Annotated in this window: 1 protein-coding gene and 1 pseudogene; one reads left to right on the forward strand and one right to left on the reverse strand. The window is 58.7% G+C overall.

Annotation, left to right across the window (positions count from 1 at the left end; translation table 11 throughout):
• The coding region (tnpC, locus tag C7H09_RS12475; protein ID WP_116704453.1) for an IS66 family transposase at positions 1-870 on the forward strand (870 nt) is incomplete at its 5' end.
• Positions 871-900: 30 nt separating this feature from the next.
• Here the strand turns inward: tnpC and C7H09_RS12480 are convergent.
• Positions 901-1258, reverse strand: a pseudogene (locus tag C7H09_RS12480) (IS5/IS1182 family transposase); the annotation flags it as partial.

Below are 1258 nucleotides of genomic sequence, written 5' to 3' on the forward strand. Positions count from 1 at the left end.
CGGGAAACCCAGAATGGCAGTGATTACCTGCAAGCTGATGAAACGCGGATCCAGGTGCTCAAAGAAGACGGCAAGAAAGCCCAGTCGGATAAATGGATGTGGGTGACCCGGGGCGGCCCGCCCGGAAAGCCCTCGGTTCTGTTCGAGTACGATCCCTCTCGCGGTGGCCAGGTACCGGTGCGCCTGCTGGATGACTTCCAGGGCATCCTGCAAGCCGATGGCTATTCCGGCTATGGACAGGTATGCCGCGAGAACAAACTGACCCGCATCGGTTGTTGGGATCATGCCCGGCGCAAGTTCGTGGACGCGTCCCGGGCAGCGCCAGCCAAGGGCAAAAAAGGCCCGCCCTCAAAAGCCGACGTGGCCCTGAGCCACATCCGGAAACTGTACGCTGTCGAGAAAGCCGCGAACGAACTGAGTGACGCCGAGCGCTATCGGGTGCGTCAGGAAAAAAGCCTGCCGTTGCTGAACGCCTTCAAGGCCTGGCTGGAGAAAAACGCCAGCAAAGTGCTGAAAGGCTCGCTCACCCGCAAGGCGATGGACTATACCCTGAGTCAGTGGGATACCCTGGTGGGCTACTGCGAACGCGGCGATTTACAGATCAGCAACGTGCTGGCCGAAAACGCCATCCGGCCCTTCGCCGTTGGCCGTATGGCCTGGCTGTTCGCCGATACCACCCAAGGCGCGAATGCCAGTGCCACCTGTTACTCGCTGATCGAAACGGCCAAGGCGAACAACCTGGAGCCCTCCGCTTACATCCACCATGTGCTGAAGCACATTGCCGAAGCGGATACCCTTGAAAAACTGGAAACATTGTTGCCCTGGAATGCTGAGTTGCCAGCCTCAAAAAAAGTGGCTCAGTACGATTAGGGCAAGTGGGTCGGTTTAACGGCGCTTACGAAGCACTCGCTTGAGCGCCGTATCGACGGTGTGGCCATCGTAGGGGTTGCCGGCCAGTGCCTGGCAATCCAACACGAAGCCCTCTTTGGCAGTGGTCACTACACTGACCTTGGAACCGAACTCATAGCGGGTGCGAGCCTTACCTTTGGCGATACACACCACCTCCGGTTCGTGCAGGCTGTACAGCCGAGGTTTGACGGTGTGGTCGCCGTACTGATTCAGCAATCGCAGTGCCTGGTGGAGCTTGTGGTTCAGGCGCTCGGAACGTTGTTCCATCGCGCGCTGATCAACAATGGTCTCACAGACCTTACCCAGATTCCGGTGCATCTGGCGCAGTACCTTGTGCATCCGCTTGAAC

This window comes from Marinobacter fuscus, assembly GCF_003007675.1.
Classification (GTDB): domain Bacteria; phylum Pseudomonadota; class Gammaproteobacteria; order Pseudomonadales; family Oleiphilaceae; genus Marinobacter; species Marinobacter fuscus.